This window comes from Streptomyces sp. MAI_2237, from assembly GCF_054189285.1.
In genome coordinates this window covers 218,853-242,600 of record NZ_JAJPGQ010000005.1, presented here as the reverse complement: position 1 = coordinate 242,600, position 23,748 = coordinate 218,853, and the positions used below count along the sequence as shown (strand labels likewise).

22 protein-coding genes are annotated in these 23,748 nt (G+C 69.4%); 15 read left to right on the top strand and 7 right to left on the bottom strand.

Annotated features, from left to right (window positions below; all coding sequences use genetic code 11):
- Positions 1 to 32 precede the first annotated feature (32 nt).
- From LN251_RS29205 to LN251_RS29170, 8 genes are all read left to right on the top strand, one after another.
- Complete coding sequence (locus LN251_RS29205; protein ID WP_458247176.1) at positions 33 to 1,496, top strand: aldehyde dehydrogenase; 1,464 nt, start codon at positions 33 to 35, stop codon at positions 1,494 to 1,496.
- Positions 1,489 to 2,424 carry a 3,4-dihydroxyphenylacetate 2,3-dioxygenase gene (locus LN251_RS29200; RefSeq protein WP_458247175.1) on the top strand — a complete coding sequence of 312 codons (936 nt, stop codon included), beginning with the start codon at positions 1,489 to 1,491 and terminating at the stop codon, positions 2,422 to 2,424. Before LN251_RS29205 ends, LN251_RS29200 begins: the two co-directional genes overlap by 8 nt.
- 95 nt (positions 2,425 to 2,519) lie before the next feature.
- A complete protein-coding gene (locus tag LN251_RS29195) occupies positions 2,520 to 3,365 on the top strand; it encodes a fumarylacetoacetate hydrolase family protein (protein ID WP_458247174.1) in 846 nt (281 codons plus the stop codon).
- Between the two features lie 28 nt (positions 3,366 to 3,393).
- Positions 3,394 to 4,008: a TetR/AcrR family transcriptional regulator gene (locus LN251_RS29190; protein WP_458247173.1), complete on the top strand. Its 615-nt coding sequence runs from the start codon at positions 3,394 to 3,396 to the stop codon at positions 4,006 to 4,008.
- A gap of 230 nt (positions 4,009 to 4,238) precedes the next feature.
- Complete coding sequence (locus LN251_RS29185; RefSeq protein WP_458247172.1) at positions 4,239 to 5,699, top strand: APC family permease; 1,461 nt, start codon at positions 4,239 to 4,241, stop codon at positions 5,697 to 5,699.
- A gap of 107 nt (positions 5,700 to 5,806) precedes the next feature.
- Entirely contained in the window at positions 5,807 to 7,297 is a 1,491-nt protein-coding gene (locus LN251_RS29180) for an aldehyde dehydrogenase (RefSeq protein WP_458247171.1), read from the top strand.
- Positions 7,294 to 8,019: a gamma-glutamyl-gamma-aminobutyrate hydrolase family protein gene (locus tag LN251_RS29175; protein ID WP_458247170.1), complete on the top strand. Its 726-nt coding sequence runs from the start codon at positions 7,294 to 7,296 to the stop codon at positions 8,017 to 8,019. Before LN251_RS29180 ends, LN251_RS29175 begins: the two co-directional genes overlap by 4 nt.
- A 16-nt stretch (positions 8,020 to 8,035) precedes the next feature.
- Complete coding sequence (locus tag LN251_RS29170; protein WP_458247169.1) at positions 8,036 to 8,971, top strand: hypothetical protein; 936 nt, start codon at positions 8,036 to 8,038, stop codon at positions 8,969 to 8,971.
- A 23-nt stretch (positions 8,972 to 8,994) separates the two neighbouring features.
- On the opposite strand, the gene LN251_RS29165 is transcribed toward LN251_RS29170, so the two are convergent.
- The 3 genes from LN251_RS29165 to LN251_RS29155 all read right to left on the bottom strand — a co-directional run bounded on the left by LN251_RS29165 (position 8,995) and on the right by LN251_RS29155 (position 10,511).
- On the bottom strand, positions 8,995 to 9,567 hold the full coding sequence (locus tag LN251_RS29165; RefSeq protein WP_458247168.1) for a MarR family winged helix-turn-helix transcriptional regulator: 573 nt from the start codon (positions 9,565 to 9,567) through the stop codon (positions 8,995 to 8,997).
- A gap of 206 nt (positions 9,568 to 9,773) precedes the next feature.
- Positions 9,774 to 10,352 carry an SMI1/KNR4 family protein gene (locus LN251_RS29160; RefSeq protein WP_458247167.1) on the bottom strand — a complete coding sequence of 193 codons (579 nt, stop codon included), beginning with the start codon at positions 10,350 to 10,352 and terminating at the stop codon, positions 9,774 to 9,776.
- A gap of 99 nt (positions 10,353 to 10,451) precedes the next feature.
- Positions 10,452 to 10,511 carry a hypothetical protein gene (locus LN251_RS29155; RefSeq protein WP_458248181.1) on the bottom strand — a complete coding sequence of 20 codons (60 nt, stop codon included), beginning with the start codon at positions 10,509 to 10,511 and terminating at the stop codon, positions 10,452 to 10,454.
- A gap of 1,445 nt (positions 10,512 to 11,956) precedes the next feature.
- On the opposite strand from LN251_RS29155, the gene LN251_RS29150 reads away from it, so the two are divergent.
- Positions 11,957 to 13,273 (top strand): DUF5933 domain-containing protein, encoded by a 1,317-nt coding sequence (locus LN251_RS29150; RefSeq protein ID WP_458247166.1) that lies wholly within the window; start codon positions 11,957 to 11,959, stop codon positions 13,271 to 13,273.
- Positions 13,274 to 13,357: 84 nt separating this feature from the next.
- Here LN251_RS29150 and LN251_RS29145 read toward each other — a convergent pair whose 3' ends face one another.
- A complete protein-coding gene (locus tag LN251_RS29145) occupies positions 13,358 to 13,633 on the bottom strand; it encodes a DUF3253 domain-containing protein (protein WP_249835424.1) in 276 nt (91 codons plus the stop codon).
- A 157-nt stretch (positions 13,634 to 13,790) separates the two neighbouring features.
- On the opposite strand from LN251_RS29145, the gene LN251_RS29140 reads away from it, so the two are divergent.
- Positions 13,791 to 14,108: a hypothetical protein gene (locus tag LN251_RS29140; RefSeq protein WP_458247165.1), complete on the top strand. Its 318-nt coding sequence runs from the start codon at positions 13,791 to 13,793 to the stop codon at positions 14,106 to 14,108.
- A gap of 200 nt (positions 14,109 to 14,308) precedes the next feature.
- A complete protein-coding gene (locus LN251_RS29135) occupies positions 14,309 to 14,536 on the top strand; it encodes a hypothetical protein (protein ID WP_458247164.1) in 228 nt (75 codons plus the stop codon).
- A gap of 181 nt (positions 14,537 to 14,717) precedes the next feature.
- On the opposite strand, the gene LN251_RS29130 is transcribed toward LN251_RS29135, so the two are convergent.
- Entirely contained in the window at positions 14,718 to 15,782 is a 1,065-nt protein-coding gene (locus LN251_RS29130; protein WP_458247163.1) for an FAD-dependent oxidoreductase, read from the bottom strand.
- Positions 15,783 to 16,159: 377 nt separating this feature from the next.
- On the opposite strand from LN251_RS29130, the gene LN251_RS29125 reads away from it, so the two are divergent.
- Positions 16,160 to 17,299: a DUF6183 family protein gene (locus tag LN251_RS29125; RefSeq protein WP_458247162.1), complete on the top strand. Its 1,140-nt coding sequence runs from the start codon at positions 16,160 to 16,162 to the stop codon at positions 17,297 to 17,299.
- A gap of 166 nt (positions 17,300 to 17,465) precedes the next feature.
- Here the strand turns inward: LN251_RS29125 and LN251_RS29120 are convergent, their stop codons facing one another.
- The gene (locus LN251_RS29120) at positions 17,466 to 17,846 is read right to left on the bottom strand and encodes an AQJ64_40280 family protein (protein WP_458247161.1); all 381 of its coding nucleotides are present in this window, start codon (positions 17,844 to 17,846) and stop codon (positions 17,466 to 17,468) included.
- Positions 17,847 to 18,046: 200 nt separating this feature from the next.
- The gene (locus tag LN251_RS29115) at positions 18,047 to 18,865 is read right to left on the bottom strand and encodes a GntR family transcriptional regulator (RefSeq protein ID WP_458247160.1); all 819 of its coding nucleotides are present in this window, start codon (positions 18,863 to 18,865) and stop codon (positions 18,047 to 18,049) included.
- 561 nt (positions 18,866 to 19,426) lie between these two features.
- Between LN251_RS29115 and LN251_RS29110 the strand changes: the two genes are divergently transcribed.
- The 3 genes from LN251_RS29110 to LN251_RS29100 all read left to right on the top strand — a co-directional run bounded on the left by LN251_RS29110 (position 19,427) and on the right by LN251_RS29100 (position 23,564).
- Positions 19,427 to 20,878 carry a cellulose binding domain-containing protein gene (locus tag LN251_RS29110; protein WP_458247159.1) on the top strand — a complete coding sequence of 484 codons (1,452 nt, stop codon included), beginning with the start codon at positions 19,427 to 19,429 and terminating at the stop codon, positions 20,876 to 20,878.
- A 439-nt stretch (positions 20,879 to 21,317) separates the two neighbouring features.
- A complete protein-coding gene (locus LN251_RS29105; RefSeq protein WP_458247158.1) occupies positions 21,318 to 21,848 on the top strand; it encodes a hypothetical protein in 531 nt (176 codons plus the stop codon).
- A gap of 1,110 nt (positions 21,849 to 22,958) precedes the next feature.
- A complete protein-coding gene (locus LN251_RS29100; RefSeq protein ID WP_458247157.1) occupies positions 22,959 to 23,564 on the top strand; it encodes a DUF2625 family protein in 606 nt (201 codons plus the stop codon).
- The last annotated feature ends 184 nt before the right edge of the window (positions 23,565 to 23,748 follow it).

Here is a 23,748-nt window from a genome sequence, read left to right as displayed (position 1 = left end):
CCGCCCCCACGACTTCCAGGAGCCCCGCGACCATGAGCGCACACCTGACCACCGTCGCCGGAGTCGCCGTCGACACCCGGCACTTCATCGGCGGCGAGCGCATCGCCTCCACCGAGACCTTCACCGACGTCTCACCCATCGACGGCAGCACCCTGGGCGAGATCTCCTGGGGGACCGCCACGGAGGCGGCCGCGGCCGTCGCCGCCGCCAAGGCCGCCTTCCCGGGCTGGGCCGCCACCCCCCGCGCCGAGCGCGCCCGCATCCTGCACGCCATCGCCGACGGCGTGGAGAAGCGACTCGAAGAACTCGCCGTCGTCGAGACCACCGACAACGGCGCCCTGCTGCGTTCGCACCGCCGTGGCGTCATGCCCCGCGTCGCCCACAACTTCCGCTTCTTCGCCGACTGGCTGCTCACCCTCCGGCATGAGGACTTCGCCACCCGCGGACACACCAACCACGTCAGCTGGGACCCGGCCGGCCCCTGCGTGCTGATCACCCCGTGGAACGCTCCGCTGATGCTGGCCACCTGGAAGGTCGCCCCCGCGCTGGCCGCCGGCAACACAGTGATCCTGAAGCCCGCCGAGTGGACACCGCTCACCGCCTCGCTGCTCGCCGACATCGCGGCCGAGGCCGGTCTGCCCGCCGGCGTCCTGAACGTGGTCCAGGGCTACGGCTCCGAGATCGGCGACGCCCTCACCTCGCACCCCGACGTACGGCGCATCAGCTTCACCGGCTCCGTGCCGACAGCCCGGCGCATCTCCGCCTCGGCGGCCGCCAACCTGACGCCCCTCAGCCTGGAGCTCGGCGGCAAGTCCCCGCTGCTCGTCTTCGCCGACGCCGACCTCGACCTCGCCCTCGATCTGGCCGTCGAGCAGTACGACAATGCCGGCCAGGTGTGTCTGGCCGCGACCCGCATCCTCGTCGAGGAGACCGTCGCCGACGAGTTCACCCGACGATTCATCGACAAAACGACCCGCCTCAGGCAGGGCGACCCGCGTGACGAGGCCACCGACATCGGCCCCAACATCCACCCCCGCCAGCTGGAGAAGATCGACGGGTTCGTGCGGCGGGCCCTGGCGGCCGGCGCCCGCGCGGTCATCGGCGGCCACCGCGGGGAGGGCCAGTACTACGCGCCGACCCTGCTCACGGACGTGGCGCAGGACAGCGAGATCGTCCAGGAAGAGGTGTTCGGCCCCGTCCTGACGCTCCAGACCTTCACCTCGGAGGACGAAGCCGTCCGGCTCGCCAACGACACCCGCTTCGGCCTGGCGGCCACCGTCGCCACCGGCGACCCCGAGCGCGCCGAACGCGTCACCGCGCAGCTGGTCGCGGGCACCGTCTGGGTCAACTGCTTCTTCGTCCGCGACCTCCAGGCCCCCTTCGGCGGCTCCCGCCACTCCGGCGTCGGCCGCGAGGGCGGCACCTGGAGCTTCGACTTCTACTGCGACCTCAAGAACACCGTCACCGCGCCGAAGGGATGGAAGGACCATGGGTGAGATCGTCGGGGCGGGCCTGCTCGCCCACGTCCCCACCATCGTGCTGCCGGAGGCGGACCGGCTCGAACTGAACGAGGGCAAGGAGATCACCCTCGTCACCGGCCTCCAGCAGCTGCGCGAGGACGTCTTCGAGCGCGACGACTACGACACCGTCGTCGTCCTGGACTCCCACTGGGCCACCACCGTGGAGTTCGTCGTCACCGCGCAGGACCGCCGGGCTGGTCTGTTCACCTCCGAGGAACTGCCCCGCGGCATGAGCCGCATGCCCTACGACTTCCCCGGCGACCCCGAACTCGCCCACAACATCGCCTCGTACGCCGACAAGCACGGCACCTGGATCACCGCGATCGACGACGCGTACCTGCCGATCTACTACGCCACCATCAACCTGTGGAAATACCTCGGCGAGGGTCTGACCGACAAGCGGTGGGTGACCATCGGCGTCTGCCAGACCGGCGACATGGAGGACCACCTGCGCCTGGGCCGCGCCCTCGCCGACGGCATCGCCGCCACCCCAGGCCGCCGCGTGCTGCTGATCGCCTCCGGGGCCCTGTCCCACACCTTCTGGCCGCTGCGCGAGCTGCGCGACCACGAGGCCAGCGACCCCGCGCACATCTTCACCCCCGAGGCACGTGAAGCGGACTCCGAGCGCATCGCCTGGTTCAAGGAGGGCCGCCACGACAAGGTCCTCGACACCATGGACGAGTTCTGGAAGCACAAGCCCGAGGCGAAGTTCTTCCACTACCTGATGATGGCCGGCGCCCTCGGCGGGCAGGCCTGCACCGCCAGGGCCCGCCAGTACGGCGCGTACGAGAACTCCATCGGCACCGGCCAGGTCCACCTCTGGTTCGACCGCCCGGCCGACGGCTGGACCGGCGGCGGCCTGCCCGCGCCGGCCGCACCCCGCACCCCGCACAGCCGCGCCTGACAACCCCCTCGGCACAGCCGCATCCAGCAGGCGCCTCCCCCCGCTCAGAAGCATCTTGCCGAGGCCGCCCAGCTCCCGCAGAAAGGCCCCCTGCCATGCCCGAGTACCGCCGCATCCTCCTCGACGGCGCTGCCGTCGAGACCGTCCGGGACGACGACGAACTCGTCGCCGGAGACGGCCGCCGCGTCAAGATCGACGACGCGCAGCACCTGCCGCCGGTCGTCCCCTCCAAGGTCATCGCCGTTCACCTCAACCACCGCAGCCGGGTCGACGAATTCCGGATCGGCCTGCCGGACACCCCGACCTACTTCCACAAGCCCACCTCCTCCCTCAACTCCCACCACGGCGCGATCGTGCGTCCCGAGGGCTGCAAGTGGCTCAACTACGAGGGTGAGGTCGCCATCGTCATCGGCAGGACCGCGCGGAACATCGCCCCGGCCGAGGCGGGGGAGTACATCGCCGGCTACACGGTCGCCAACGACTACGGACTGCACGACTTCCGCGACACCGATGCGGGCTCCATGCTGCGGGTCAAGGGCTCCGACACCCTCTGCCCCCTCGGCCCCGGCCTGGTGACCGACTGGGACTTCCGCGGCAAGCGGCTGCGTACCTATGTCAACGGCGAGGTGGTCCAGGACGGCTCGACCGACGAGATGACCTGGGACATGCACTACCTCGTCGCCGACATCGCCCGCACGATCACCCTGTACCCCGGTGACGTCCTGCTGTCCGGCACCCCGGCCAACTCCCGGCCGGTCCTGCCCGGCGACGTCGTCGAGGTCGAGGTCGAGGGCCTGGGCCGGCTCACCAACCACATCGTCACCGGGCCCACCGCCATCCGCTCGGACGTCGGCGCGCAGCCCACCGAGTCGGAGGAGGTGCTCTCCACCGCACTGGGCGGAGACTGGGAGTTCCGCGGCATCCGCCCTCCGCGGCGCTGACCCGAGGCCCGCCGGTAGGGTCGTCGGCATGACCGACTCCGTCGAGCCCGCAGGTGAGCGACGTACCCGCAAGCGGGTGACGCACTACGGGACGGGGCGGACCGCCCTGCTGGACGCCGCCGTGCGTGTGGTGGCCCGGGGCGGTCTGCGCAAGCTCACCTACCGGGCCGTCGCCGAGGAGGCCGGGGTCACCCATGGGCTGGTCGTCCACCACTTCGGCTCGCGGGACGCGCTGATCGAGGAGGCCGTCACCCACGCCATCCGCACCTCGCTGAGCAGCAGCGCGCTCGACATCGGCACCGGCAGGCCCTCCGACTTCGCCACCGGCCTGACGCAGATGGTCGAATCCGGCCCCGAACTGCAGGCGTTCCAGTACGAGCTGCTGCTGGAGGCGCGACGCAGGCCCGAGCTGTTGCCGCACCTGCGCAGCCTGTACGAGGAGTACTTCGAGGCGACCCGGCGTGAGCTGTCGCGCATGCTGCCGGAACCGGTGGAGCGGGGCACGTCGCGGCTCGTCTTCGCGGCATTGGAGGGCCTGGTGCTGCACCAGCTCGTCTTCGGTGAGCGGGAGGTCACCGAAGAGGCGCTGAAGGAGTTGCGGAACCTGCTGGAGGGGCTGGCGGAGGGCCGGGACGAGCGCTGACCCGCGCCGTGCGGACGTCCTGGTCGCAGGCCGGCGTCCGCGCTGCCCGGACGTCCCGGTGGTGAGCCGAGGCCTGCACTGCCGAGCCTTTCCCGGTACGGCGCTGTAAGAATTCGGCGAGCGGCGGGATTCCCTGCTCCCACCCCCTTGTCAAACGGATAGTTCAGTCCCAGGATGAGGCAACTCGTTTGGCCTGAAACGATCCTCCCCTTCTCTGGCAGGTGATCCGAGTGGACAGTCAGACGGCCTCCGCGGAGCGGACCGTAAGGGACGCCCCCACTTCAGCCGCACTCAAGCCCAACGCCCTGGGCGTCCTGGGCATCCTCTTCTTCGTCCTGTCCGGCCAGGCCCCGCTGACCGGAATCGCCGGCGCTGCCCCGATCTCGATCGCCATCGGCAACGGAGCCGGCACACCGGCCGCCTACGTGGTGGCCGGGGCCGTGATCCTCCTCTTCTCCGTGGGATTCGTCGCCATGGGGCGCCACGTCGTCGACGCCGGCGCCTTCTACACGTACATCGGCGCGGGCCTCGGCCGGACCGCCGGCGCCGGCAGCGCGAGCGTCGCCCTGTTCGCGTACTGCGTCATCCAGGCCGCGATGTACGGCCTGTACGGCTCGATCGTCAGCGGCCTCGTCGCCGCCCACACCGGGATCCACCTGGGGTGGTGGATGTACGCCCTGATCACCATGGCGGTCGTCCAGGCACTGGGCGCCGCCGGCATCGAGATGGGCGCCAAGATCCTGGCCGTCTTCGTCCTCGCCGAGTTCAGCATCCTGCTGGTCTTCGCGCTCGTCACCCTGTTCCAGGGCGGCGGCCCCGAAGGCCTCGGCGCGGCCGACAGCTTCTCCCCGTCCGCCGCGCTCCAAGGCGCGCCCGGAGTCGCCGTGATGTTCGCCGTCGCGTCGATGTTCGGTTTCGAGGCCACCGCCATCTACGGCGAAGAGGCCAAGGAACCGAAGAAGACCGTGCCGCGGGCCACTTACCTGTCGGTGGTCGTGGTCACCGGCTTCTTCGCCCTCACCTCCTGGTCGCTCATCTCCTCCTACGGCGCTTCGCACGCGCCCGGCGCGGCGGGCAAGGCCCTGGCCGCCGGGGACTCCGCCGGCTTCGTCTTCGCCCCCATCGCCGCCCAGTTCGGCGGCTGGGTCAACGACGTCCTGCCGATCCTGCTGGCCACCTCCCTGTTCGCCGGCATCCTGACCTTCCACAACTCCGCCAACCGCTACCTGTTCTCCCTCAGCCGTGACGGTCAGCTTCCCGCGAGCCTGTGCCGCCTCAACACCCGGCACGCCCCCTGGATCGCCGGCTGTGTCCAGACCCTGATCGCCGCCGTCCTCGTCGTACCGTTCGCGCTGGCCGGCAAGGACCCGGTGCTCACCCTGTTCTCCTGGTTCAGCGGCCTGGCCGTCCTGGCGATGATGCTGCTCTACCTCCTGACCTCGCTGTCGGTGGTGGTGTTCTTCCGCCGCCGGCGCGCGGACTCCCGCACCTGGAACACCCTCGTCGCACCGGTACTGGGCGCAGTCGGCCTCGCGGGCGCGATCTGGCTGATCCTCGCCAACTTCACCACCCTGATCGGCGGCGAGACGAGCACGGCCGTATGGCTGGTGGTCACCGTGCCCGTCGTCATGGCGCTCGGCGTGCTCAACGAGCGGATGCGCCGCCGACGAGCCGCACCCCTGACGACGTGACCTTCCCGTCTCCGGCGCGCGCCCGTTCCTCGGGCGCGCGCCCGCCGAGACGCTCTCCCCCTTCCCTCTTTCGTCAAGCGCTTCAACGACGTGGTCTGGAGGACCGCATGACCACCGCCACCCACGACGACTGGCTGCACCGCGCGAAGAACCTCGCCCCGCACACCGCCCATCTGATCGGCGGCGCCGACGAGTTCGGGGGCGGCAGCACGTTCAGCGTCGTCTCGCCCCGCGACGGCCAGGTCCTGGCCGAGGTGGCCGACGCCGGCGCGGCCGAGGTGGACGCTGCCGTAGCCGCCGCACGCAGAGCCTTCGACCACGGCCCCTGGCCCCGCCTGGCCCCCGCCGAACGCGGAGGTATCCTGATCCGCCTCGCCGACCTCCTGGAGGAACACCGCGGCGAACTGGCCCTCACCGTCAGCCTGGAGATGGGCAAACCGATCACGGACGCCCACGACATCGAGCTGCGTGCCGTGATCAACACCTTCCGCTGGTACGGCCAGCTCGCCGACAAGCTCACCGACGAGTCCCCGCACACCGCGCCGGACGCCCTCGCCCTGGTCACCCGGGAACCCGCCGGAGTCGTCGGTGCCGTCGTGCCCTGGAACTTCCCCCTGACGCTCGCCGGATGGAAGATCGCCCCCGCCCTCGCCGCCGGCTGCACGGTCGTGCTCAAACCTTCGGAGAACTCACCGCTCTCGGCGCTCCTGCTCGGCAGGCTCGCCCTGGAAGCGGGGCTGCCCGTGGGGGCGCTCAACGTCATCGCGGGGGACGGCCCGGTGGCGGGCCGCGCCCTCGGACTCCACCCCGACGTGGACGTCCTGGCCTTCACCGGCTCCACCGCCGTCGGCCGCCACTTCCTGCGCTACGCCGCCGACTCCAACCTCAAGCGCGTCTGGCTGGAACTGGGCGGCAAGTCCCCGAACATCGTCCTGCCCGACGCCCCCGACCTGGACAAGGCAGCCGCCACCGCCGCCTGGGGCATCTTCTTCAACCAGGGCGAGATGTGCACCGCGCCCTCCCGGCTGCTGGTCCACACCTCCATCGCCGAACAGGTCACCGAGGCCGTCGTGGCACGCGCCCGCGCACTGCGCGTCGGCGACCCCCTCGACCCCGCCACCGAGATGGGCGCCCTGGTCGGCCGGGGCCACCTCGACCGCGTACTCGGCCACATCCACACCGCGGTCGACGACGGAGCCCGGCTGCGCACCGGCGGCGCACGCACCCGCACCGAGACGGGCGGCGTCTACCTTCAGCCGACCGTCTTCGACCAGGTCGACCCCGCCGGCCGGCTGGCCCGCGAGGAGATCTTCGGACCCGTGCTGTCCGTCCTCACCTTCGACGAGCTCGACGAGGCCGTCGCCCTCGCCAACAGCACCAAGTACGGCCTCGCCGCCGGCCTGTGGACGTCCGACCTGTCCACCGCCCACCGGGTCTCCCGGGCGCTGAAGGCCGGCACGGTCTGGGTCAACTGCTACGAGGAGGGCGACCTGACCGTCCCCTTCGGCGGCATGAAGCAGTCCGGCAACGGCCGCGACAAGTCCGCCCACGCCCTGGAGAAGTACACCGAAGTGAAGACCACCTGGATCCGGCTGTGACCCACCGTCCGCTGATCGCGATCCCCGCTCGCTTCTCCGCCACCACCTCCGCCCTGCGCTACGCCGCCGAGGTCAACGCCCGCGCTCTGATCGAGGCCGTATGGCGGGCGGGCGGCGAGCCCGCCACCCTCCACCCGCACGCCCCCGAGGGCACCGCCGACCCCGCCGAGGTCGCCGCCCGCCTCGCCCGCTTCGACGGCCTGCTGCTCCCGGGCGGCGGCGACATCGCCCCCCACCGCTACGGAGCGGCCGACGCGCACGAGGCCGTCTACGACGTCGACGACGAGCAGGACGCCTTCGACCTCGAGCTGGCCCGGCAGGCCCTCGCGAGCGGACTTCCGACCCTGGCCGTCTGCCGCGGCCTGCAGGTCGTCAACACGGCCCTCGGAGGCACCCTGCACCAGGACATGGGCGGCCCCGAACGCGAACACCGGCATGTGCGACACCCCGTGTCCTTCGCCCCCGGCTCCGCCCTGACGAAGATCACCGGCGCCGACAAGGCCGAGGCGTCCTGCTACCACCACCAGCACGTGGACCGCCCGGGCGAGGGTCTGACCGTCACCGCCCGTGCGGCCGACGGCACTGTCGAAGCCGTCGAACTCCCCGACCGGCAGCACTGGTTCATAGGAGTGCAGTGGCACCCAGAGGACACCGCGCACGAGGACCCCGCCCAGCAGCGTCTCTTCGACGCGCTGGTACGGGTCGCGCACGGGCCCCATTGAGACGGGGCCGCTGCTGATGGCGCTCTTCGGCCGCCGCACCGGCGAAGCCCCGCGGCTGGCGCCGGAACTCGACGACGCGGCGCTCGGCCGCGTCCTTCGCGCACTGACCGGCGCGCCCGGCGCGGGACCCCAGGACATCCTGGCCACCCAGATCGAGGGACTCCTGCAGGAGGCGAACGGCGACTGGGACCGGCGCGGCCACCGGGTCACCGTACTGGCCGGGGCCGCGCCCTCCCTCGCCCGGCGCCTGCGCCTGAAACACCCGCACAGCGCCGACGCCCTCGTCCTGCACGCCTGGGCCGAGGTGCACACCGCGCGCGCCACGGGCCGCCTCGACGACGCGGCCGCCACCCTGGACACCTGCAGGCAGGCCGCCGACGCCGCACCGGCCGACCCGACACCGTGGGTGGCCCTGCTCGCCGCCCTGTGCGTCGAGGGCCGCACCAGCGCCGAACTCACCCCGGTGTGGAAGGAGATCGCGTCCCGCGACCCCTGGAACCGAGAGGCCCACCTGACGATCTTCGAGCACCTGTCACCGGACGGGCGGGGCAGCCAGGCGGCGCGAAGGGAATTCCTCGACGACGTGGCCACGGTCATGCCCCCGCGGATGCCGCCCGCCTGCCTGCCGCTGGCGGCAGCCGTGGACCAATACCACCGGGAGCTGGCCGGAAGCGGGCTGAGCGCACTGGTCGCCGCCCGCTACTGGGAACAACCGCACAACGCGCGCCTGCTGGACCGGACCGCGGCCCAGTGGCTCCAACCCGGCTTCCTGCACCACGCGGCCCGGGTCGCCGACCTCAATCTGCTGGCCTACGCCCTGGCGAAGGCAGGCCGGACCGAGGAGGCCCGGCCGGCCTTCCACGCCACGGAGAACCTGGTGTGCCCCTGGCCATGGCAGGTCGACGGCGATCCGATGGAACGCTACGGCCACTGGAGACGACGGTGCGGCTGACGGGCCGGCCCGGGAACGGGCGGTCAGCCTCGGGAGCGACGTCCGCTGCGACGCGGCGCGGGTTCCTCACCGTTCAGCAAGGAACGGCGCCTGTCCTCACCCTGCTCCTCGACCTGGAGCACCACCCGCCGCAGCCCGTCGGCGAGGCTGAGGCACTCCTCGTCGGTCAGCCGGGAGGTGACGAAGGCCTCTTCCTCGTTGAACGCCGGGAAGACCCGGCGCATGAACTCCTCGCCCTCCTCGGTCAGGGACAGCAGGACCAGCCGGCCGTCCGTGGGATGGGCGGACCGGCGCAGCAACCCGCGTGATTCGAGGGTGCGCGAGACGCCGGTGAGCGTGCCCTTCGAGATGCCCGCCTCCTCGGCGACGTGCCGAGTCTCCGACTCCCCCCAGACCCACACCACCCACAGCACGACGAACGCGGTCCAGGTCAGGTCCGAGCCGCGCAGCACGGAGTTCTCCAGGTGGTGCCGCACGGTGGAGGCGGCGCGGTAGATGTTGGCCACGGCCAGCATCTGCTCGCGCCGCAGGGGAACGCCTCCCAGCTTGGCCTCGGCGAGCTTCTCCGCTTCGGTGATGGATCGCTGGCCGGGCAAGCGTGCTCCCTGAGTCTCCTCGGCGGGACCGGAGGACCCGCGGTCCGCCCGGTCGTTCAGCACCGATTGTACGGGCGGGACCGCCACCGGTATCCGCCCGGAGGACGGCTCCCACGTCCGCCGCAAGGTTGCCGGACCTCCAGGACGAGCACTCGGCGAGCGTTCCCCGCACGGTGCCCTCCGGCGGCCGGCGCCAGGGCGACCGGTCAGAACTCCCACGTCAGCTCCATATCGGTGACGACTCGTTCGTAGCCGTTCACCGGATCCCCGGTCTTGAGCGCGCTGGCCGTCATCTCCAGAAGGTGCGGCAAGGAAGCCCACATCGGATGCGGAGCGAAGCGGCAGCCGTCCTCGTGATCAGCGTCTCCGATCCGGCCACACCGACGGGTAGGACGTTGATCGATCACCAGATAGTCGCCGGACCCGTCGGCGGCGAAGGGAATCCACTGCCGGTGCCACCACGGCCCGTACTCGTGCTCGGCGTCGCCCTCCTCGGCGTCTGAGGGTTCCTCCCCGTGGATGAGGGTCCGCGTCCTCCAGGCGTCCGCGATGGCCCGCGTACTGAGCATCGCCCAGAACGGGGGCAACAACACGCCGTACGCTGTGCCGTCATGCCTGAGGAGCGAATCCGTCAGGGCAGTGGGGAACGTCAGCCCGAGAACTTCTTCCGCGCCGGCGATCGCCGCGCGCTCGGCCGGGGGCGCCAACTTGGCGAACGTGGAAGGCGCGTTGTCCACGAGCCACGCTTCGATGCGAGTCCATGACTCAGCTACGGAGGACGTCATACGGCAGATCCTGACAGTCGGCACCGACACTCGCGCGAGGACTGAGATCGGTACCGCCGGCGCGGTGCCCACGCCCCGCCGGTTCTCGGGCCATGCCCATCAAGGCTCCAGTCGGCGGGCCAGGGCCACCCGGGAGCGGGCGCCGAGCTGCGTGAAGATGTTGCGCAGGTGGTACTCGACCGTCCGGTGTGCTGATCGACAGCTGGCGAGCCACTTCCCGGTTGGGGGCGCCCTGGGCCACAGAGCGGGCGATGCGCAACTGCTTCGGGGTCAGATGGGGCAGCGGTGGCGTGCCGGATGCGGGGGAGGGGGCGGTCGTCGGCGTCTCCCCGGCCGCCCGGAGTTCGGCGTCGGCCTGCTGTGTCCAGACGTCGGCCCCGCAGTGATCGAACCCCATGACGGCGCTGCGCAGTTGAGTGCGCGCTTCTCCGGGACGGCGTCGGCGGCGCAACCACATCCCGTACGCCAGGTGGGTACGGGCATGCTCGTAGGGGCTGTCGACCTTCTCGTGCTCTGCCGGGGCCGAGGTGAAGAGGGCCTCGCTGTCCTCGTCGCCCGCCAGCAGGGCACGGCAGCGCAGCACGATCGCGGGCGCCTGCGGGTCCGCGCCCAGGAAGGCCTACCGGGAGTACTGCCCGAAGAGGGTTTCTACGTCCGGGTGCGCGTCGATGTCGTGGCCGGCGAGGACCGCTGCCTCGATGTAGCAGGGGACCCCACCATCATCCGGAGGCCGAAATGGCCCTGTCGAGGCCCTCCACCCAGGATGGGCGCGATCGTGCCCGCGGACAACAGCCGCGAGGGCTGGCTCTGCGCGCTCAGCACGTTCAGCACCCTGCGGAGCAGAGACGCGGCATGCTCGAAGTCGCCGTGCAGCACGCTGCGCATGCCGTCGCCGTAGGCGCGCCGGCAGGCGTCGACCGGGCCCTCGGCGTCTGCCAGGAAAGGCTCGCGGGCCGGCAGTGATCCGTCCGGAGGGTGGGCCGGCGGTGATCGGTCCGGAGGGTGGGCCGGCGGTGATCCGTCCAGAAGGAAGGCCGGCGGCGAGCCGTCCGGAGGGCGCAGGGCGCCCAGTGCCGCCAGGCAACCCTCGCGGACGGGGCCGTCCGACCGCGGCGGGCGATGACGTGTTCCCAGGTGGTCCCGTGCTGACAGCTTCCGCACAGAATCGAGGCGTGCAGCCGCTGAACGCAGGGCCTGTTCCGTTCTTGACCTGCGAGGATTTCCTGTGTTTCGCTGTGTCGATCTAGGGGGCGCAGTGACTCAGGGGAGACGGACAACCGTCCGCAGTGCGAGGGCGGCGGCCGCGTCAAGCGGGCCGGCACCTCCCTCGGGAGCGCCGTAGCGGTTTGCATACGCAAGGCCTGCTCGGTGCGGCTCCCACGCCTGACAGGCCTGGCATGCCCCATTCGCGTGCCTTCGCGAGTTCGTCATGGTGAACGGAACGGCAACGAGACCGAACCAGCGACTTGCACGTCTGTGAAGCCTCCCTTGCCGCTCGCACGGACCGCAGGGGCGGTGAGCGGGACGGGTGGAGTAGTCGGCAACCAATGAAGTGGTCAGCATTGATAGACATAGGGCGACAAGCGCGAGTGAGGCCCTGGGCCGTGGCAGCAGTCATGGTTCTCGGGTTCCAGGCAGCACTGGAACTGGCCGTACGGCACTACGGCCTGTCGGGGCCGATCACCCTCATGACGCGAGAGCTTGTTCTTCCGCCGAAGTCGGGCGGGCTGCTGTACGGCGGCATGGCGTTGATGATGGTGGTGCTCACCTGGCGGCAGCGGTTCATCGCGCTGAGCACAGCGATCGGGATCGACGCCTTCTTCTGGGTCGTCCGCTACGTGGCCGGCGCCGAGGTGCCGCACGGCCAGCCCTTCGGCAGCGGCGCGCTGTGGGTGATTCTGGGCTGGGGGGTCTACGCCGTCGCCTTCCGAACCGGCCGCGACCGCGTGCTGCTGCTCAAGGGCGTCGGACTGGCCTTGTTGCTGGTGGCGGGCCGCAAGGCCGGCGATGCCTGGCTGTTCCTCACCGCCAGAAGCCGCCCCGTGGTGCTCGACCAGTACGTGGCGACCGCCGACCACGCGCTGGGCGACCCCTCCTGGATACTGGGGCGGATCGTCACCGCCCTCGGTCCCGTCGGCTTCAACTTCCTCGACTTCATCTACGGCCAGCTCGCAATAGCCGCAATCCTCGTGGCGCTGTTCCAACTGCGGCACGTGGCCGCCACCGGCTCCTTTCCGCGACACCATCTGCTGCGCACGTTCCTCGTGATCGGTCTTGTCGGGCCGGTCTTCTACATGATCTTCCCGGTGGTCGGTCCCGTCTTCGCCTTCGGCACCGGTGCCGAACATTGGGAGAGCATCAGCCTCTGGGCGCCCCACATGGCGCCCAGCGCCCAGTGGGCGGTGGCCGACGTGTGGCCGAACAGCCTGGCCCCGATCGGTGCCCCGCAGCACATGACGTTCGACGAGTTCACGCCGCGCAACTGCATGCCGAGCCTGCACACCGCGTGGGCCACCGCGATCTTCATCCACACCCGCAAGGGCCCGGCCGCCCTGCGTCACGCCGGCATCTTCTGGCTCGTCGGCACCCTCGCCGCCACCCTCGGCTTCGGATACCACTACGGCGCTGACATCATCGCCGGCGTGGTGTTCACCCTCACCATCGAGGCGGGACTACGCGCCTACGACCGCGGCTGGGACCGGTCGGGTATCCAGCTTGTCGTCGGCGGAGCGACCGTGTTCGGATCTCTTCTGCTGTCCTACCGCTATCTCCCGGTGCACATGGCCCAGTACCCCTTGCTCTTCGGGCCGGTCCTTCTCTCGGCCATGCTTGCGGTGATCTATGCCTACGTCCGGACCACTGCGGCATGGGAGCCGGCCACGATATCCGCCCCGCGTCCAGCTCCAGCCGTGGGGCTGTGAGGCAGCCGTAGGGTTGTGAGGCCGTGGGGTTGTCAGGGGTGGCTCTGCCGGCCGGCACCCAGGCCCGGCAGGAAAGGGACGGGACTACGGGCGTGCGCGACGGATGCGAATGGGCCCGCGCGCCTCGGATTCCGTGACGGGACGGCCGCCCTGGGTCACCTCGACCTCGCCGACCGCCACGAGACGCCATGCCGCCTGGCGGACCGGTTCCATCAGCGCCCGCCAGCCTTGGTCGTCACCCTCGTAGACCTCGCGCGCCACGTCGGACGGACAGATCGAGGCCGTCTCGGCGCGGCGCTCGAGCAGACTCGTGATCGCCGTCTCCAGCCGCCGGGCGAGTCGCCTGTCCGTCTCCGCCATGCATCCAGTGTGGCACTGCCTCGGGACGGCCGCGGGAGAGACCGTGCGAGCGCGGTGGCAGCGGATACGAGGGGCACGCTTCGGAGGAGCCAAGGGCGTCGCCGGAACTGCTGTGGCACCGATACGTGACCGTCTACGTGCCCGCGATACTTGGGTGATGGACAGCTACGAGGGCTCCGCGACGCTTGAGTGGTGGGCCAACCCGTCGACCTGTTGGGCCCGGTTCGGCGTGCGAGCCGCAGTCCGTGTGACCGGCGACGCCTGGACATGCGACGCGACCCTCGAACCGGCCTTGAATGCGGAAGACCGAGAGAGCCTCGACTTCCTGATGGCGCTCGATCCGCTCTTCACCCTGAGCTTCGACAACGACAGCATGCTGCACGTGAACGTCGCAGTGGCAGCTGACGGACGACTCACCCTCACCCCCTGTCAGCAAGAGCCCGCGGACCCGGCAAGTACCAGGTGGTTGCCGTAGAGCAGCCCCCGCAACCCTGCCCAGGGGGGCACGCGAAGGACTCTGGTTGCTTGCCGGGCCGAAAGGCGCACCGAAGCCTCACGCCGCGGTCAGGTCGGGTCGCGGGGCAGGTCGCCCCAGACGGTGTGACCCGCGCGGTCGTGCCTCTCACCCCGTGCGCGACAGAGCGCGTCGATGATACCGAGACCAGCGTCCCGGCCATGACGAGTGTCGTTCGAGGACTGGCCGAGGACACCTACCTCCCGGTCATGCTCCCCGCTGTGCAATACCTGGCTCGGATCGGTCACGCTGCCCGACCCGCTGCGCAGCCCCTACGCGACGTGCCGACCCGCGATCAGCGGCTCCGCAGCAACGGTGGCTGGCGGGGTTTCACCGAGGACGAAGCCATCCGTGTCGCGCTCGAAGAGCTGTTCGCCGCCTGTGACTGACCGACCGTGACCCGGCGAGCGTGTTCCCAGGTCGCGCGCTATACATCGTCAGTTCGCGCTCACGCACCATGGCCTCCGGCCACCGCACGCTCTTCGGGAGTCCACACAACCCCGGTGATCGCGCGATGGCCGTAGGCGTTTCCGCCGGGCCGCGGGGAGATCGTGGACCCGGACTGGGGTGTCAGGAGTGATCGAACAGAGTGACAACACTCCGGGGGGCTTCCTGGCCGAAGAAGCTTTTCAGGTTCTGCGCCGAGCGGCCGGCGGCGTCGCTACTGCGCAAGAACAGCCGCTCTTCGTAGGCGCTCAGCGCGACTTCGATGTCGGGCTGCTCAACCAGCTCGCCGGCCAGCTCCGCGCCGTCGTACATGGCGAGATTCGCGCCCTCGCCGGCAAAGGGCGACATCAGATGCGCGGCGTCGCCGACGAGCGTCACTCCGGGCACCGTGTCCCATGTGAGCCCGACGGGGAGGGCGTAGATGGGGCGGAGCCACGGCTCGGCGTCGCTCTCGGTCACGAAGGCAGTGAGCAGCGGCGACCAGCCGTCGAACTCGTCGGCAAGTTGCCGGAGGCCCGCGGACGGGTTGCCGAAGTCGATCGACCTCACCCACTCCTCGGGCTTGTTCAGCGCCACGTATCCGCGCACGTGCCCGTCGGCGTAGCGATGGGCGATGATCCCTTTGCCCGGCGCGACCGCCATCAGCGTGCCGCTGCCGATCGCAGCCACGCTCGCCCGGCAGCTCTGGCCGCCCGAGGTGAGGGCGATCTCGATGAAACAGGTGCCGCTGAAGACAGGCTGGGCGGCGGTGAGCAGTGGACGCACCTTCGACCAGGCGCCGTCCGCGCCGATGACGACGTCGGCGCGGACGGCGGAACCTTCCGCGAAGGTGAGGATGTTGCCGCCGTCCGCACGGCGCAGGACCGAGGTGACTTTGCGACCCCACTTGATCGTCCCGGGCGCCAGCGAGTCGATGAGCAGGCGCCTCAGTTCGCCACGATCCACTTCAGGACGGGCCGAAGCGGGGTTCGCAGGCCTGTCGAACAGGATCGTGCCGTGGCGGTCGACCACACGCTTGGCGTCCTCGCCCGGGCGAACGAGAGCGAGGAACTCGTCGTGCAGACCAGCTGCGCGTAGCGCGACCTGTCCGGTTTCTTCGTGGATGTCGAGCAGGCCGCCCTGCGCACGGGTCGTCACCGAGGCCTCGCCCTCGTAGATCGTCGCGGCGAGGCCGTGAACCTGAAGCACCCGGGCGAGCGTCAGCCCGCCCAGGCCCCGCTCCGACGACGGCGATGGTCTTCTGCATGCTGCGCTCCTCTGTAGCGCCGACACACGTCGGCGATGGTCAGCGCCGTGAGCGGACGGGATGTCCGGTCTCGGCAGGAGACGCTCACCGATCAGAACCATCTGCATCGATGTATGCGCGATGCCCGGCGGGTGGATCCGCGAGACATCGTTTTTCGCGACCCTGCGACTATAGCCCGGCCTCCACCTCGCAGCGGCCCGGGACCTCCCACGCTGGGACGCACCGCGCCCGCCACGTCCCTTTCCGTCCGCCGCCTCGACCGGCTCGGCGGTGTGAAATGCGCATGACTCGCCGGTTGGCTCGTCGGTAAGCTCGCGCTGTGACCGACCAGATACAGGAGATCGTGACCCAACTGCCCGACATGGAAAGTGTGACCGCGGTATGGGACACGGCCGAGGACAGGCTCGGCCAGGGCGACATCGCCTTCGTGGCAGATCTCGGTGTTGCTCTGGCCACCCGTTACGGCTCGTCCGGCGCTCGGATCTGGCAGTACCGCAGTGTCTTCGACCGTCTTCTGCGCCTGTTGGCTCTGACTCCGGGTCAGGAACATGCTGCGTCGGCGGAACGCCTGGTTGCCGCGGTACCCGATAGCGGGAAGTTGGCTCGGCACGCCGCGTCATTGCTTGCCGAAGGTCAGGCTCCGCAGGACCTGAAGTTCGCGTTCGCATCGGGCAGTTCGAGCGCCGACGTCCGGGACGAGCTCCGGTGCTGCCTCGTCCAGGAGTTGGTGCTGAGAGGCGTGCCGATCGCCGAGAATCCGGAAATCGAAGCCTGGGCGACCTCGCCCCACCGGCGCCGGCATCCCCTCGCTTGGCTGCCGCTCGAATTGTCGGCGATCGAGGAGACGCCGTCCCTGCCGAGCTACTCAGTGGGCGGCAGCAGCTACTGCATGCCGTACGGCGTCGAGGACCACTCTGCCGTCACACTGGGCGGTGCGGCGGACCTGCCGTCGGTGACCGACACGACGACGGAAGCGTTCCGCGAGTCGGCCGCCACGGCCGTGGCCAACTGGGCTGAGGAGTCCAACGGCCGCAACGAGGCCGGATCGTACGACCTGTCTGAGCCCATCCATGCGAAAGCCCTTCCTGATCTGCTGGTGACTCTGGGGCTGGAGTGCCTGAGCGGAACAGGTTCGCTCGAACGTCCCACACTCTCCGGCTGCCGGCCGGAAGACGCCTGGGAGGTGCTTTTCGCGGCGGCGTCTACCGGCGGGGCGTACAACAACGGTGAGTACGGCGCGTACGGCCGACTGGCGGCCTGGCGTTCCCTCGCCGCATTGTCCGGAGCAGCCACGACAGCATCGGTCGGCGAGGTGGAAGAGGGAGCCCGAGCATGCGGCTGGTACACCTTCGGCGCCGCCTCGAAGTGGTTTAGGGGAGTGGCGTGGGACATGGGCCTGCTTTCCGTCTCTCAAACAGGTCGACGGATTGCCGTCCTGGCCGCCACGGACACGGACTGATCCCGGCGCCGATGAACGAGCTGTCGGTGGCACCAACCGATCGCGTCTGCACGCCGAATGCGGCTGCGACTTCGACAATTGCTTTCGCCTGTTGTGGAAGCGTGGCATCAGACCGGTGATCGCCTGACGCGGTGTCGCCCGCGATTCTGGTCCAAAGGGATGTGTGTCAGCTGTCAGGGCGAGCACGCCATGCGTTCTGGAGCGCCGGTTGCACGTCGACCCCGAGGACGAGGTGTGTCATCATGCCCGGCAGGGTGGGCAGCTCGGCCCAGTGAGTCACCGTGTCATCGTCGGCGAGACCGTAGGGCAGATGGACGTATCCGTCGGAGTCGACGAAGCAGTCCCTGTGTTCCCTTCCGTCCTCACTGAAGTGCCGCTTCGTGAAGTACATCGGCCTTACCAGCCAGAACGCCTCCCCCAGCACGTTCTCGGACTCGGCGCTTTCGGCTGGGTACCGGCCCGTGACCGCCACAGCCACCGGCACACCGTCCCGCGGCAGCCTGTCACGTGCGTCGATCCAGGTGACCTTGCTGCTCAGATACTTCATCCCTCTCCCCGGTCGGCGTTCGGATGCCCCTTCTCCGCCGATGCGCCTGCGTATCGGCTGAGCCGTTGTGTCGGCTCGGCATCTGGTAGGACTTACCAGCGCTTGCGCAGGTTGAGTGAGCCGGAACGAACACGGGCCGAAGCCTCCCGACCGACTGCCCTCCCTCTCGGACTACCGCAGGTCGACGTCGCGTACATCGATCAGCCTTCGGTGGGGGTGGCTTTCCACTGGGTGACGTTGCCGGGTTCCATGCCCGGGAGGCCGACCGACGCGGGCGCCTGTCCGACCCTGGGGGACGAGTTCAACGTGAGGCGGGAGACGATGCGGTAGCGGTCGCCGCGATAGATGGAATGAACGTATTCCACAGGCCGACCCGTGTCGTCGTTGGTCAGTCGTTCGAAGAGCAGGGCGGGTGAAAGGTGCGGCACCTCGAGGAGCTGTGCCTCGGCCTGGCTGACGACGGTCGGCTCGATGGTCTGTACGGCGTCACTGACCTGAACACCATGGCGCTCACGCAGGTGCTCGTAGAGGTCTCCGGCCTCGAGTTCCTGCGTGGTGAGGTTCGGTACCAAGTCCGCACGGATGTGGAGGTGTTCGATGGCCATCGGGGAGCCGTCGACGAGCCGCAGTCGGGCCGCGTAGACGACGTTCGCGGCGGGGGAGAGGCTGAGCTTGCGACCTACACGGGCGCCGGCGGCGATGGTGGTGAACTCCAGCAGGCGACTGGACCAGATGCCGGACGCCTGAGGGAGCGTCATGCCGTCTGAATCGGAGACGAGTTCCTGGGTGACCTTCTCAGGTGCGACGAACATTCCGCGCCCGTGTTTCCGCACGAGCAGCCCCGCCGCGACGAGTTCGTCGACAGCCACCCGAAGGGTTGGCCGCGACACGTCCAGCTCGGCGCACAGCGACCGCTCGGAAGGAATTGAGTCCCCGGGGTGGAGCGCGTCGATGAGCTGCAGGATGTGGTCGCGCACGCGCTCGCGTTTGAGGACCGCCCCCGACTCGCCAGCTTTCATGCTGCCCGCTCTCGCTCCGCCGTCCGTGTACTGCACTGATCAGTGGCCTTGCGGTTGACCACTGTGCAAGCTGGTCAACCGCAGTGTAATCCCTTCCGGCCGAACGAGTGAGAGGGCCTTCCACTGGTGGCTCCCCAAGTCCTATGCCTGCAGCAGGGGTTGACGCTTGGATTGGTCTATGCCACCTTCATCGCGAGCAAGAGGTCACCTGTCCAGTTGTTCCACTGGTCAAATCCTTTCGCTTCTCCCTCCCGGGGGTGAAACGTGAAGCTCCGCACGCCTACAAGTGGATCTACTCCCATCGCTGCTGACGGCCTCAGCGCCACTGCTTCGCTCGGACCTGCCCCGTGACTCCGGAGACGACAGGACGGAGATCAGAACCGACGTACCGGAAACTCCAGCGACCCGCCTGTGCACCCCGGCCGATGGATGCAGGAGCGATTGCCCTCATGGCCAGGCTGCGCACCCCGCCTGCGCGTCCAGGGCTCGCGCCTCGACGTCCTACGCCATGCCTGCGCCTCACCAGCGGGCCGTACGTCAGATGCATTCGGAAGGAGCACCATGAATCCCCCCTCTACTCCCTCCAGCACCTCCGCTCGCAACAGACTGCGCGTGGCCATGGCGACCGCGGTCGCCATGGCCACCGCCGCAGGAGGTCTGGCGGCCCTCACCGGTACTGCCACGGCGGCCGGAGAGCCCGTGACCGTCCAATACCGCACCAGCGCGTCCGGCACCACAGCGGACCAGGCCGAGCCATGGTTCAAGGTCAAGAACAGCGGTTCCGCCGCCGTCCAGCTCTCCGATGTCAAGGTGCGCTACTACTTCAAGGCGGACGCCGGCAGCCCCGCTTACCGTTTCGCCTGCTCGTGGGCGGTCAAGGGCTGCGCCAACATCACCGGCACCTTCGGCACGCTCGCCCACCCGACGGCCACCGCCGACCGCTACCTCGAGGTCGGGTTCACCTCGGCGGCCGGCAGTCTTGCTCCCGGCGCCGACACCGGAGACATGCAACTGCGGTTCTACCGCGCCGACTGGCAGACTCTGAACCAGAGCGACGACTACTCCTTCGGAGCCTCTCAGGCGTCGTACGCCAACTGGACCAGGGTGACTGCCCAGTTGGCGGGCAGTACCGTGTGGGGCACCGCCCCCGAGGGCAACAACCCGACCGACCCGCCCACGGATCCGCCGACCGATCCCCCGACCGGCGGGCAGAGCCTGTTCGACGACTTCAACTACACGACCTCCAGCGACCCGAGGATTTCCACCAACGGCTGGAACGTCCGCTCCAATTCCGGAGGTCCCGGAGTACCGGGCGCCACCTGGGCTCCGGAGAACGTCACCTTTTCCAGCTCCGGCGGCAACTCCGTGATGAACCTGCGGACTTCGACCTCGGGCACCGGGGAGAGCACCAAGCAGACCGAAGTGCTCACCAAGGCGATGAAGTTCAAGAACGGCACCTATGCCGCTCGGGTGCGCTTCGCCGACGCGCCGGTCTCCGGACCCGACGGCGACCACCTCGTCCAGACGTTCTTCACCATCAACGACCTCAAGGCCCCGATGGCCGACGACTACTCGGAGTACGACTTCGAGTACCTCCCCAACGGCGGCTGGGGTGAGTCCTCCAACATCCTGTACACGACGTCCTGGGAGACCTACAATCCCGACCCCTGGCAGGCGGTCAACCAGCACACCGAGTCCCGGCAGAGCTACGCCGGCTGGCACGACCTGGTGCTGACCATCGACGACAGCACCATCAAGTACTACATCGACGGCCGGCTCTTCGGTACCCATGACGCCGCCTACCTGCCCGAACGAGGCATGTCGATCAACTTCAACCAGTGGCTGATCGACTTCGGCGGCCTGAGCAGCTCCACCGCTCGCTCGTACGACGAACAAGTCGACTACGTCCTGCACATCAAGGACCAGGTCCTGACCCCGGCACAGGTGACGGCCAAGATCAACGCCTACCGCACGGCAGGCGTCAACTTCGAGGACACCGTCCCCGGAAGCTGAGGCAGCGGCGCTCGCGATGGCCCCACCGCCGTGGGCGCGTGTCGACAGTGGTGCAGACCGGGCGAGGTGTGCCTAGCGATCGGGTCATGCGGAGGGTCGAAGCCGCTCCGGAAGACGCGAAGCGGTCTTCATGGGCCGTCGCCGACCGCCGACCGCCGGACGGCGTCCTGGGGTCCGCTCCTCGGTCTGCGCCAGTTGCAGCACGAACTTCTGCGCCGCCGCCGGGGGCCGACTCGGATGAAACGCCCTGCTATGACGTCCATGAGGGTCTCGAAAGGGTCTCGAACATGTCATGCAAGTAAGCGGGATCTATGCTGTGGCCTGCGACCGCCGGCTGATCCTATGGTCGAACGGATGATCAGCCTTGGCCGCGTCTTCGGCGTTCGCCTGCGGTAATCCGGGGCCAAGGCCCATGTGCGCGTCAGGGGAGGTGCTGGTCATGCGGTCGACCGCTTCGCGGCCGGTACTTCGCCGCTTCGCCGGTGCTGTCATGGTCGGCGCGGCCCTGGCAGCGACCTCGGGATGCACGGTCCCCGAAGATGCCGTAGCCGGCATCTCGGTGACCGATGACGGCCATCTGCTCGGCGTGATGATGGTCTGCGGACATCACATCGATGGCGCGATCCTCTACGTGGACAGCGACGATGCCACCAAGACGGCCACGGTCGGTTCATGGACCGCCGACCGTGCCCTCAGGCCCGGTCTCGTCTCCTGGACCCTCGATTCCCCTGCTGCCGGCTGGAGCGCGACCAAATCTCTGGCTCCCCTCACCACCAAGACCACGTACGCGCTCTACGGCTGGACCAAGGACGACTCGTGGTCGTCGAGCAGCGTCTCCTTCACCTTGGCCGACCGGGATCGGCTGGCGCCCGGAAAGGTGCGCTACATGAGCGTCTCGGGCAGCGGCGACGAGTCCGCGATCACTGTTTCCATGGCGGAATTCAAGGCCAGGGCCTGCCAGAACATGTGACGACGTCTTGCCTTTCCTCCGTCACCAGATCAGGCACCAGTAATTCCCCGCGTTGCCGATACCGATACGGCTCACGGGGGGTACGAGGCTGGGGTCGGGCGGACCCACGGAAGCCAGGGAGCATGCGGGATCACCGACGGTCGCGGCCAGGGCCATGCGTTGTGCGGCGGCAACGGCGGTGGGGGACGTGTACCACGTGGTGGTGACCGGCCCGCTGCTTTGAGGGTGAGGTGTTGACGTCGACGAGGGGCGGGGGGTGGGGGCCGAGGCGGTCGCCGTCGGTCGCGTCGTGGTCTCAGGCGGCTGCGTTGCCGGCTGCGAACGTTTGGTCTGAGGGGGTCGCGTTGCCGACTGCGGACGTCTGGTTTGAGGGGACGTGTGCGTCGGCTGCGGGGGATGAGCGGTACGCGAGCCGACCGCCGTGGGGCGGTCCGTGGAGGGCACCGGCTTGGGGGAGTGGGATGTCGGGGTCGCGGTCGGTTTGGATGTCGCCGACGGTGTCGAGAGCGCTGAGGTGGGGGTCTGTGGCTCGGGTGTTGCCGATGGCCTCGCTCTTGATGGGGACGCGCTCGGGGGCCGTCGCCGCTGAGTCGGGTGTGTGCCCGTTCGATTCCAGCAGCAGCCATGTTCCGGCGCCGCCGAGAACGAGAACGGCGGCGCCGCCCGCGATCCACGGGGCCCGCCGCGGCGGGCGTCGGTGACGGCTCATGGGTTCACTGTCGCATTGCTGCGGTGATCCCGCAGTGGTAAGGACTCGGAGGTCCGACCCGGTGCGACCCTGCTCCTGAGCGCGGGCCGAACGTGATCGCGGGCGTAGAGGCCCATGGGGAACGTGTGACCAGCTCCCGGATGCCGAGAACCGCAGGCCGGGCTCTCGTCCAGGTGTTCGGAATCGGCGTCTCTCGGCACGCGTACGTCCATCTGCGCCGCTATGTCCCGGTGGACTGCGCTTTCCATGGTGGTGCGACGACGCGGGGATGCGCGAGGTCACTGAGCTGCTCAACGTAGATGATCCAGCCTGGCCGCTCCTCCTCCAGGAGCTGTCCGAGGCGCTGACGTACCCGCTGAGGTGCTGCCAGGCGACACCGTGAGACCGTGAGAGGGCGCGTCTTGCCCCTGCAGCTCCAGATCTCGGCCCGGTCGAATCTGGGCGGGATCGCTTTGAATTGCGGCGGCCTGCTCGTGGACAGGGGCTGGTTGCGGATCTTCGGAAGCCCTGGTGGCGTCGACGGCGAGAGGCTGCCGGGCCTGGCGGAGGTCAATGCGACGCCCTCGGCCTTCGATCCGGCTTGGCGAGCTGGGGCGGGGCTGGAGGTGGCGCACGATGTGCTGGGCGGGGTGTTCATCCTTAACGGGGGCAACTCGCAGGGGGCCGGTCGTCCTGGCGAGCCGGGCGAGATCATCTACTTCGCCCCTGATTCCCTTGGCTGGGAGGCGCTGGGCGCCGGGCACTCGGCCTGGCTGTCCTGGATTCTCGCCGGAGGGTCGCGGGATTTCTACGGGGATCTGCGGTGGGACGGCTGGCGCACTGAGGTGTCGGCGCTGAACGGACGACACGGACTGTCCTTCTTTCCGCCGTTGTGGTCTGCCGAGGCCCGCCAGGATCTGCCGGCGACCAGCCGCCGCGCGGTGCCCGTGGCGGAACTCCTGCAGCTGAGCAGCGACGCCCGTCGTCAGTTCGACGGCGTCGACCCGGGGTTCCTCGGCGCCGTATGAACCGGCTCGCGTGCCCAGACGCCGGTCGTCGACGAGAGCGGCGACGCAGCCGGAAACCCGCCGGAACAACTCTCACGCTCCACTCTGCCGCCCCGCTGTCACGGTCGCCGGCCTGAGGGGTGTCCCGTAGATGATCTCCGAGTTGCCGCGGGGATGGGCTCCGTGTGGCCGGCTCGCCCGTGCG

Coding starts and splice junctions, on each gene's coding strand:
- LN251_RS29205 (WP_458247176.1), top strand. CDS start 33: ATGAGCGCACACCTGACCACCGTCGCCGGAGTCGCCGTCGACACCCGG.
- LN251_RS29200 (WP_458247175.1), top strand. CDS start 1,489: ATGGGTGAGATCGTCGGGGCGGGCCTGCTCGCCCACGTCCCCACCATC.
- LN251_RS29195 (WP_458247174.1), top strand. CDS start 2,520: ATGCCCGAGTACCGCCGCATCCTCCTCGACGGCGCTGCCGTCGAGACC.
- LN251_RS29190 (WP_458247173.1), top strand. CDS start 3,394: ATGACCGACTCCGTCGAGCCCGCAGGTGAGCGACGTACCCGCAAGCGG.
- LN251_RS29180 (WP_458247171.1), top strand. CDS start 5,807: ATGACCACCGCCACCCACGACGACTGGCTGCACCGCGCGAAGAACCTC.
- LN251_RS29170 (WP_458247169.1), top strand. CDS start 8,036: ATGGCGCTCTTCGGCCGCCGCACCGGCGAAGCCCCGCGGCTGGCGCCG.
- LN251_RS29160 (WP_458247167.1), bottom strand. CDS start 10,352: ATGACGTCCTCCGTAGCTGAGTCATGGACTCGCATCGAAGCGTGGCTC.
- LN251_RS29145 (WP_249835424.1), bottom strand. CDS start 13,633: ATGGCGGAGACGGACAGGCGACTCGCCCGGCGGCTGGAGACGGCGATC.
- LN251_RS29140 (WP_458247165.1), top strand. CDS start 13,791: ATGGACAGCTACGAGGGCTCCGCGACGCTTGAGTGGTGGGCCAACCCG.
- LN251_RS29135 (WP_458247164.1), top strand. CDS start 14,309: ATGACGAGTGTCGTTCGAGGACTGGCCGAGGACACCTACCTCCCGGTC.
- LN251_RS29120 (WP_458247161.1), bottom strand. CDS start 17,846: ATGAAGTATCTGAGCAGCAAGGTCACCTGGATCGACGCACGTGACAGG.
- LN251_RS29115 (WP_458247160.1), bottom strand. CDS start 18,865: ATGAAAGCTGGCGAGTCGGGGGCGGTCCTCAAACGCGAGCGCGTGCGC.
- LN251_RS29110 (WP_458247159.1), top strand. CDS start 19,427: ATGAATCCCCCCTCTACTCCCTCCAGCACCTCCGCTCGCAACAGACTG.
- LN251_RS29105 (WP_458247158.1), top strand. CDS start 21,318: ATGCGGTCGACCGCTTCGCGGCCGGTACTTCGCCGCTTCGCCGGTGCT.